Raw genomic sequence first — 8,391 nt, 5'->3', positions numbered from 1 at the left:
CCCGTTCCGTGAAAAACCGATTACTGGTTTTCGACGTAGGTGTACTTGCCGTCGTCACCCTTCTTCCAGGTGTACATGACGTAGTCCGGGCGGGTGATGTCGCCCTTTTCGTCGAAGCCGAGTTCGCCGATGGCGGTCTTGAACGGGCCCTTCGCCTTGATGGCTTCGGCAACGGCCTGCGGGTCTACGCCGCCGGCAGCCTTGGCGCCTTCAGCAATGACCTGAACGGCAGCGTAGGAGTACAACGTGTAGGCTTCCGGCTCGAAGCCCGATGCGCGGAACTTCTCGACGAGTTCCTTTGCAGCTTCGTTCTTGCGCGGATCCGGAGCAAACGTCATCAGCGTGCCGTCGACGGCGTCGCCGGCGATCGACGCCAGTTCGTTCGAAACGATGCCGTCACCCGACATGAAGGTTGCCTTCAGGCCCTGGTCGGCAGCCTGGCGTTCCATCAGACCGAACTCGGTGTGCAGACCACCCCAATAGACGACGGAAACGCCGGCTTCCTTCATCTTGGCGATGAGAGCGGAGAAGTCCTTGTCGCCGATGTTGACGCCTTCGTAGATCGCTTCGGTGATGCCCGCTTCGTTCATTGCCTTCTTGGTTTCGTCGGCAAGGCCCTGGCCATACGGGGTCTTGTCGTGAACGACGGCAACCTTGGCGTCCTTGAAGTTGGCAGCGATGAAGGAGCCGGCTACGGCGCCCTGCTGGTCGTCGCGGCCGCAGGTACGGAAGGTGTTCCACAGACCGCGTTCCGTGTAGGTCGGGTTCGTGGACGCCGGCGTGATCTGCAGGATGCCGTTTTCAGCGTAGATTTCCGATGCCGGGATGGAAACGCCCGAGTTGAAGTGACCGACAACAAACTTGACGCCGTCAGCGACGAACTTGTTGGCGACCGAAACGCCCTGCTTCGGGTCGGAGACGTCGTCGCCGAGCACGATCTTGATCTGCTCGCCGTTGATGCCGCCGGCTGCGTTGATGTCGGCAGCAGCCTGCTCGGCACCCTTCTGCAGCTGTGCGCCGAAGGCAGCGTTCGGGCCGGTGATCGGGCCACCGACGCCGATCAGAATGTCGGCCCAGGCGCTGCCGCTGAAAGCGACCATTGCAGCCAAAGCAACAGCCGACATGAGAGACTTCTTCATATTATTACTCCCAAATTTGATTGCGGGTTCGTTTTAACCGGTCGCAACACCCGCATTCATTGCGCCGGTATCTTTAGACCGCGGCCGAGAACCGGTCGCGGCGTTCCCTCTGGTTATTTGGACTTCCAGGAAAAGGGCGAAGCCTTTTCATAGAGCCAGTAGTAATTATTGGTCATTTGCCGCGTACGGTAATAGCGGAAGCCGAGCGTAGCAAACAACAAAAGCACGACCGTGTCCACGACATAGTACTGCGGTGAGAGCATGGTGCCGTGGAACAGTGCGTGGTGTATGAAGCGGATCCCGACACCCAGGAGAAGGATGTAAACGACCAGTGTTCCGTAGTTCTGCCAACCGTCGGCAACGCTCTTGCCCGTGCGCCAGGCGGTCCAGCCGCCCATGATGACGCTGACGAACAGAAACTGCCAGAAAGACGGTTCTTCGTAGAGAATTCCTTGCATTTTTTTCTCTCCCTACAGCGCCTTAGTGGCGTCCGCCTTCCAGATAGGCAGCGCGCACTTCCGGGTTGGCCAGAAGTTCCTTGCCCGAACCGCTCATCGTCACCTGGCCATTGACCATCACATAAGCCCGATGGGAGAGCTTGAGCGCGGCAAAGGCGTTCTGCTCGACGAGGAACACCGTCAGACCCTGTTCCTCGTTCAAAACCTTGATGGCGTCGAAGATCTGCTTGATGATCAGCGGCGCGAGGCCCAACGACGGCTCATCGAGAAGCAGGAGCTTGGGACGCGCCATCAGCGCGCGGCCGATCGACAGCATCTGCTGCTCGCCGCCCGAGAGCGTGCCACCGCGCTGCGACTGGCGTTCCTTGAGGCGCGGGAAGAGCGTGAAGATCTTTTCCACGTCCTCGTTGAAGTATTTCAGATTGTCGAGGCTCGCCCCCATCTGAAGGTTTTCATAGACCGTCATGCGCGGGAAGATACGGCGCCCTTCCGGCGACTGGGCGATGCGGCGGCGCGCGATGAGATGCGTCGGCAGGCGGGTGATGTCCTCGCCATCGAAAATGATCGAGCCGGTGCGGGCCTGCGGGCTGCCGCAGACCGTCATCATCAAGGTCGACTTGCCGGCCCCGTTGGCACCGATCAGCGAGACGATCTCGCCCTTCTTGACCTCGACATTGACGCCGGCGAGGGCGCGGATGTTTCCGTAATAGGTTTCCACGCCCTGCACGCTGAGAAGTGTATCGCTCATCAGTGCGAGCCCCCCTGCGTACCGTCATTTTCCGCGATCACCTCGATTTCCTCGATCACCTCTTCGACCTCATCATCTTCAACACCGAGATAGGCCGCGATAACCTTCGGATCGTTCTTCACATGGTCCGGCGTACCGTCGGAGATCTTCTGGCCGTATTCGAGCACGACCACGTGGTCGGAGATTTCCATGACGACCGACATGTCGTGTTCGATGAGCAGGATCGACGTGCTGCTATCGTTGCGGATCGAGCGGAGCAGGTCGTTGAGTGCCGCCGATTCACGCGGATTGAGGCCCGCCGCCGGTTCGTCGAGGCACAGGAACTCCGGTCCGGTGCACATGGCGCGGGCGATTTCGAGACGCCGCTGCGCACCATAGGGCAGATCGCCCGCCGGGTCGTCGGCACGCTCGATGAGGTTCGCCTTTTCCAGCCAGTACTTGGCGATATCGATCGAGTCGGCCGCCGCCTTCTTGTAGGCGGGCATGCCGAGCAGGCCGAGGATCGTGTAGCCGGAGGCCTTCATCAGCGCATTGTGCTGGGCGACGAGCAGGTTTTCCAGAACCGTCAGGCCCGAGAAAAGCCGGATGTTCTGGAAGGTGCGCGCCACCTTCGCATCGCGGTTGACCTCGAAGTCGGTCATGCGTTCCAGCAGGAACTCCTTGCCCGCCTTCTGGCGCATGGTGATCATGCCCATGGTCGGCTTGTAGAAGCCGGTCACGCAGTTGAACACCGTGGTCTTACCCGCACCGTTCGGGCCGATCAGCGCGGTGATATCGCCGCGATAGGCTTCGAAGGAGAGGTCGTTGATGGCCATGAGACCACCGAAGCGCATCGAGAGATGCTCGACTTTCAGGATGGGATCTTTCGTCATCGTATTCGTCGCTATCTTCGTCTCGGGCGCCATCAGCCGTGCCCTTCCTTGGTGAAGCTGCCGGAGACGGACTTGCGCTCCCGGAGGAAGGCGGTCGGTTCACGGCTTCCGACGAAGCCGCGCGGCTTCCAGACCATGACGACGACCATCGCCAGACCGAAGATCAGCATGCGGTAGAGTTCAGGCGTGAAGTCCGGTCCGAAGATCGCCTTCAGGAAGGTCATCTCGCGCAGCAGTTCCGTGCCGCCGACCATGACCGCCGCGGCGACAGCGATGCCGACGAGCGAGCCCATGCCGCCGAGAACCACGATGGCGAGAATGATCGCCGATTCCAGGAAGACGAAGCTTTCCGGCGAGACGAAGCCTTGGCGCACGGCGAAGAAGGAACCCGCAAAACCGCCGAACATCGCGCCGATGGAGAAAGCCGTCAGCTTGGTGGTCACCGTGTTGATGCCGAGCGAGCGGCAGGCGATCTCGTCTTCACGCAACGCTTCCCAGGCGCGGCCGATCGGCATGCGGCGCAGGCGGATCGTCACATAGGCGGTGAGCAGAGCCAGCGCCAGGATGAGATAGAAGAGGAAGATCTTGTAATAGGCCGACGACATCGGCAGGCCGAAAGCCTTGGCGAAGTTGTTCGGCGCACTGACGTCGAAGGACCAGATACCGAAGATCGAAGCCTTCGGAATGCCCGAGACGCCGAAGGTGCCGCGGGTGACTTCCGTCCAGTTGATCAGCACGAGGCGGATGATTTCCCCGAAGGCGAGCGTCACGATGGCGAGGTAGTCGCCCTTCAGGCGCAGCACCGGGAAGCCGAGGATCATGCCCCAGAAGGCCGCCAGGATGCCGGCGAGCGGCAGAAGCACCCAGAAGGAGAAGCCGAACTGCTGCGACAGCAGCGCGTAGGAATAGGCGCCGACCGCGTAGAAGGCGACGTAACCGAGGTCGAGCAGGCCGGCGAGGCCGACGACGATGTTCAGACCCCAGGCCAGCATCACGTAGATGAGGATCTGGATGCCGAAATTATCGACCCACTTCAGCGAGCCCTGTACGCCGAAGAGCATGACCATCAGCGGCGGATAGATCAGCAGCGCGGCGATCGCGATCTTGCTGAAATTGCGCTTGAAGAAGCTTTCTTCCGTATCCGCTGCCACCTTCGACGCCGCGGCCTTGCGGGCCGCCATCGAGGGCTGGAAATAGGCGACGGTCAGGAAGCGGCCGACGGCGGCGATGATCACGAAGATCGCCAGCAGGCCCCAGCGCTGGTTCAGCACGAGCTCGTTGCGAATGTTCTGCGTGGTCTCGAGACCGACGAAGAGGACGAAAAGGCCGAGCGCGATGATGCCGGCAAAAATGCCCTCGCGCAGAGCCCGCGCCGTCAGATTACCGCCGGCGCTCTCATTGGTGTTCGTAGTGATGGACATGGATCAAACCTTCTCGACTTCCGGTCGTCCGAGAATACCGGACGGCTTGAAGATCAGGACGATGGCGAGGATGGAGAACGTCGCGACGTCCTTGTAGTCGATGGTGAAGTAGGCAGACCACAGGCTCTCGATGAGGCCGATGAGCAGGCCACCGAGAACAGCACCTGGAAGCGAGCCGATGCCGCCCAGAACCGCGGCCGTGAAGGCCTTGACGCCCGGAATGAAGCCGTCGGTGAAGACGGTCACGCCGTAATACATCAGGTACATGGTGCCGGCGACCGCCGCGAGCGATGCGCCCATGATGAAGGTCACGGAGATCGTGCGGTCGACGTCGATACCGAGCAGCGCCGCCATCTTGCGGTCCTGTTCGGTGGCGCGCTGGGCGCGGCCGAGCGAGGTCTTGTTGACGATGTACCAGAACACGGTGAGCAGCACGACCGTCAGCACCATGATGATCAGCTGCTTGAGCGAGATCGCAATGCCGAAGACGTTATAGACCGAGGAGACCAGCGGCGGGATCGGCTTGTTGCGCGGGCCCTGGGTCACCTGAATGAAGTTCGACAGCGCAATCGACATGCCGATTGCGGTGATCAGCGGCGCAAGCCGGAAGGATCCGCGCAGCGGCCGGTAGGCCACCTTCTCGATCGTCCAATTCCACAGCGATGCCGTGAGCATCGCCGCGGCGATCATGACCAGAAGCAGAAGCACGACCGGAAGGCCGGCGAACACGCTGGTCAGAAGAAGGAAGGTGATCAAAGCGGCAAATCCGCCCAGCATGAAAATATCGCCGTGGGCGAAATTGATCATGCCGATGATGCCGTAAACCATGGTGTAGCCGATGGCTATCAAACCATAAATAGATCCAAGCGTCAGCCCGTTGACGAGCTGCTGGATGAAATACTCCATATATAATCCCCCGGATGCGGTTCCTGAGGGCCGCATCTCTTGTTCTTGACGCTCATTTTTGAGCTTGTTTAGACAAGGGGATTCCATACCGCTTTCGATACAAAAGGGAAGCCCAAAAAGCCCCGATCGACAATTTCTTTAGTAAGAAGCGTTAAATGACGTAATTAACGCCACGGAAACCAAAAAATCGGCAGGAAAATCGGCGTCTTTGCGCAAAATGATGCACAAGGCGCGCAAACGGAGATGTCCCGATCCGGGACATCTCCGCCTCACGTTACGGGACGATCAGGCGCGCATTTTCGCACCCGAGGGATCGAACAGCGGTTCGGCCTGAAGACGCGCCGGCAGGACCTCGCCGAGAAGTTCGATCGACCAGCCGGACACAACGTGCGCGATCTCCTTCGGCACATAGCCCACCGCGACCGAAAGACCTGACGCGTGGGCATAACCGCCCGACGTCACCCAGCCGCGCACCTCCCCGTCGAGATAGATCGGCTCGTCGCCGATCACGTCGGCATCCTTCGCCTCAAGGATGAAGGTGCGCAGCCGCAACGCGCCGCCCGTCTCGCGCTCTGCCGTGGCTGCGGACTTGCCGATGAACTCGGCCTCCTTGCGCAGCGCGACGAAGCGCTCCAGTCCCGCCTCGACGGGACCATAGAGCGGGCGATACTCGCGCGACCAGCTGCCATAGGACTTTTCGAGACGCAGCGCATTCAGGGCGCGCAGCCCGAAGAGGCGAATGCCGAATTCGGCACCGGCTTCGAGGATGAGGTCGTAGAGATAGCGCTGATATTGCGGCTTCATCCAGATTTCATAGCCGAGATCGCCAGTATAGCTGACGCGCCCGACAATGGCCGGCGCCATGCCGAGATCCATGCGGCGCACATCCATGAAGCCGAAGTCCGACGTCGAGAGATCCTGGTGCGTCAGCTTCCGCATCACGTCGCGCGCCTTCGGGCCGGCGATGGCAAGGCCGACGAGCGAGAGGTTCAGCGCTTCAAGCATTACCGAGCCGTCATCCGGCAGATGGCTCTCGAACCAGCGCATGTGATAATCTTCCGCGATGCCGGAGCCGATGAGCAGGAAATCGCCCTCGCCGAGCTTGGCCAGCGTGAAATCGCCGATCAGCTTGCCGTCGTCCTTCAGCATGGGCGCCAGCGTCATGCGGCCAATCGCCGGAATGCGGCAGGTCAGCAGCCGGTCGAGCCAGGCTTCCGCCCCCCTGCCCTTCACCGCATATTTGGCAAAGCCCGACGTCTCCATCAGGCCGACGCTTTCACGCACGGCCTTGGCCTCCGCGCCGACCGTGTCGAAATCGGTCGAGCGGCGCCAGGAGAACTGATCCTCGACACCCTCCGGCGCAAACCACAGTGGCGCTTCCAACCCGTAGGACGCGCCGAAGACGGCACCGGCGGCCTTGAGCTTGTCATAGATCGGCGTGGTCAGCAGAGGCCGGCCGGCCGGCAGCTCCTCGTTCGGATAGCGGATGGAGAAGCGGCGCGAATAATTTTCGCGCACCTTGGCATTGGTGTAGCCGAGCGTGGCGAAATCGCCGTAGCGCGCGACATCCATGGCGAAGACGTCGAAGCCGGGATCGCCGTGGATCATCCAGTTGGCGAGCGCCAGACCCACGCCGCCGCCCTGGCTGAAACCGGCCATGACCGCGCAGGCCGACCAGAAATTCGTCATGCCGCGCACCGGACCCACCAGCGGGTTGCCGTCCGGCGAGAAGGTGAAGGGGCCGTTGATGACCTTTTTGATGCCCGCCTTGTTGAAGGCCGGGAAGTGGCGGAAGCCGACTTCCAGCTCCGGCGTGATGCGCTCGATGTCTTCAGCGAGCAGTTCATGGCCGAAATCCCAGGGCGTGTTGAGCGGCGACCACGGGCGGCAAGCCTTTTCATAGGTGCCCATCAGCATGCCGTTGCGCTCCTGGCGGAGATAGATTTCCCCGTCGAAGTCGACGCAGTGCATCAGCTCCTTGCCGCGCGTCTGGTTGAAATCGATCACCTCCGGCATGTCCTCGGTGATGAGATACATGTGCTCCATGGCGAGAACCGGCAGTTCGAGACCGACCATACGGCCGACCTCGCGCGCCCAGAGGCCGCCGCAATTGACGACATGCTCGGCGATGATCTCGCCCTTGTTGGTGATGACGCGCCAGCTGCCGTCCTCGCGCTGCACAAGGTCTTCCACCTTGGTGTGCAGATAGATGTCGGCGCCGTTCTTCTTGGCCGATTTCGCATAGGCATGGGTCGTGCCGTAGGGATCGAGATGGCCTTCGACGGGATCGAACACCGCGCCGACGAACTGATCGGGATCGAGCAGCGGCATCAGGTCGTGCGCTTCCTTCGGCGTGAGAAGATGCGCATCGAGCCCCATATAGCGGCCCTTGGCGAGGATCGACTTCATCCAGTCGAAACGGTCCTTGGTCGAGGCCAGCATCATGCCGGAGGTCATGTGCAGGCCAATGTCCTGGCCGGAATAGTCCTGGATCTCCTTATAGAGCTCCACCGTGTATTTCTGGAGCTTGGCGACGTTGGGATCGCCGTTGATCGTGTGCATGCCGCCGGCGGCATGCCAGGTCGAGCCGGAGGTCAGCTCCGAGCGTTCGACGAGCACGACATCGGTCCAGCCGAACTTAGTGAGGTGATACAGGACGGAACAGCCGACGACGCCGCCCCCGATGACGACGACCCTTGCATGGCTCTTCATGAAAAACTCCGGCTTGGCGGGTTAAAGGGAACTTCGTGCTGCAGACGAAGCGCAGCCTATTTTGTCCCCCGGAGGCCTCACAAGCCCGTGGTGCGAAACCTCATGTCGCTTTGTCGATTTTGGATGTCGGGCAGC

7 protein-coding genes are annotated in these 8,391 nt (G+C 61.1%); all 7 read right to left on the bottom strand.

Annotation, left to right across the window (positions count from 1 at the left end; translation table 11 throughout):
- Positions 1–20: 20 nt before the first annotated feature.
- The 7 genes from ACOZKU_RS04190 to ACOZKU_RS04160 all read right to left on the bottom strand — a co-directional run bounded on the left by ACOZKU_RS04190 (position 21) and on the right by ACOZKU_RS04160 (position 8,256).
- Positions 21–1,139: a branched-chain amino acid ABC transporter substrate-binding protein gene (locus tag ACOZKU_RS04190; protein ID WP_314085892.1), complete on the bottom strand. Its 1,119-nt coding sequence runs from the start codon at positions 1,137–1,139 to the stop codon at positions 21–23.
- Between the two features lie 113 nt (positions 1,140–1,252).
- A complete protein-coding gene (locus tag ACOZKU_RS04185) occupies positions 1,253–1,597 on the bottom strand; it encodes a DUF6867 family protein (protein WP_314085895.1) in 345 nt (114 codons plus the stop codon).
- Positions 1,598–1,619: 22 nt separating this feature from the next.
- Positions 1,620–2,345 (bottom strand): ABC transporter ATP-binding protein, encoded by a 726-nt coding sequence (locus tag ACOZKU_RS04180; RefSeq protein WP_199564235.1) that lies wholly within the window; start codon positions 2,343–2,345, stop codon positions 1,620–1,622.
- Positions 2,345–3,250: an ABC transporter ATP-binding protein gene (locus ACOZKU_RS04175; RefSeq protein WP_421577794.1), complete on the bottom strand. Its 906-nt coding sequence runs from the start codon at positions 3,248–3,250 to the stop codon at positions 2,345–2,347. Before ACOZKU_RS04175 ends, ACOZKU_RS04180 begins: the two co-directional genes overlap by 1 nt.
- Positions 3,250–4,638, bottom strand: coding sequence for a high-affinity branched-chain amino acid ABC transporter permease LivM (livM, locus tag ACOZKU_RS04170; RefSeq protein WP_314085902.1), 1,389 nt, complete (start codon positions 4,636–4,638; stop codon positions 3,250–3,252). The genes ACOZKU_RS04175 and livM overlap by 1 nt, the downstream gene beginning before the upstream one ends.
- A gap of 3 nt (positions 4,639–4,641) precedes the next feature.
- Entirely contained in the window at positions 4,642–5,544 is a 903-nt protein-coding gene (locus ACOZKU_RS04165; protein WP_117371590.1) for a branched-chain amino acid ABC transporter permease, read from the bottom strand.
- A gap of 285 nt (positions 5,545–5,829) precedes the next feature.
- On the bottom strand, positions 5,830–8,256 hold the full coding sequence (locus ACOZKU_RS04160; protein ID WP_421577793.1) for a GcvT family protein: 2,427 nt from the start codon (positions 8,254–8,256) through the stop codon (positions 5,830–5,832).
- Between the last annotated feature and the right edge of the window lie 135 nt (positions 8,257–8,391).

Origin of the sequence: Shinella sp. M31 (assembly GCF_049199205.1) — a bacterium.
In the GTDB taxonomy this organism is placed as follows: Bacteria; Pseudomonadota; Alphaproteobacteria; order Rhizobiales; family Rhizobiaceae; genus Shinella.
The sequence above is the reverse complement of the archived record's forward strand: the minus strand, read 5'-3'. Positions and strand labels throughout refer to the sequence as shown.

Coding starts and splice junctions, on each gene's coding strand:
- ACOZKU_RS04180 (WP_199564235.1), bottom strand. CDS start 2,345: ATGAGCGATACACTTCTCAGCGTGCAGGGCGTGGAAACCTATTACGGA.
- livM (WP_314085902.1), bottom strand. CDS start 4,638: ATGTCCATCACTACGAACACCAATGAGAGCGCCGGCGGTAATCTGACG.
- ACOZKU_RS04185 (WP_314085895.1), bottom strand. CDS start 1,597: ATGCAAGGAATTCTCTACGAAGAACCGTCTTTCTGGCAGTTTCTGTTC.
- ACOZKU_RS04160 (WP_421577793.1), bottom strand. CDS start 8,256: ATGAAGAGCCATGCAAGGGTCGTCGTCATCGGGGGCGGCGTCGTCGGC.
- ACOZKU_RS04175 (WP_421577794.1), bottom strand. CDS start 3,250: ATGGCGCCCGAGACGAAGATAGCGACGAATACGATGACGAAAGATCCC.
- ACOZKU_RS04165 (WP_117371590.1), bottom strand. CDS start 5,544: ATGGAGTATTTCATCCAGCAGCTCGTCAACGGGCTGACGCTTGGATCT.
- ACOZKU_RS04190 (WP_314085892.1), bottom strand. CDS start 1,139: ATGAAGAAGTCTCTCATGTCGGCTGTTGCTTTGGCTGCAATGGTCGCT.